Raw genomic sequence first — 484 nt, forward strand, 5'->3', positions numbered from 1 at the left:
GGGCACCGCAATGGCCGGTATCGTTACTGTGCGTCCAGGCCCTGATCAGCGCCTGGACAGACTATTTAAACGGCCTGTTAAAACGGCCTGACCACTACCAGAATGACGATCGCAATCAATACAAAGACGGGCAGTTCGTTAAACCAGCGGTACCATACATGGCTGCGATGGTTTTGATCCTGTTTGAACATCTGGTTCAGCTTGCCGCAATACAGGTGATAGCCGACCAGCAGGACAACCAGCGCCAGCTTGGCGTGTAACCAGCCACTTTGCAGGTAGTAAGCAGGATTAAAGCTGATCAGCCAGGTGCCCAGGGCGATGACTACCACCATCGAAGGCCACATGATGCCACGATAGAGTTTGCGTTCCATGATCTTGAAGCGCTCGCGGGAGGCTGTGTCTTCCGCCGCCGCATGGTAGACGTACAGGCGCGGCAAATAGAAAATACCGGCGAACCAGGTGATCACGGCGATAATATGGAAAG

General features: G+C 53.9%; 1 protein-coding gene. It reads right to left on the reverse strand.

All coding sequences use genetic code 11. From position 1 onward, the window contains the following. Positions 1–77 precede the first annotated feature (77 nt). Positions 78–476 carry a protoporphyrinogen oxidase HemJ gene (gene hemJ / locus Q4563_RS15930; RefSeq protein WP_303605165.1) on the reverse strand — a complete coding sequence of 133 codons (399 nt, stop codon included), beginning with the start codon at positions 474–476 and terminating at the stop codon, positions 78–80. Positions 477–484 lie beyond the last annotated feature (8 nt).

The sequence above is a fragment of the Gilvimarinus sp. 1_MG-2023 genome (assembly GCF_030548285.1).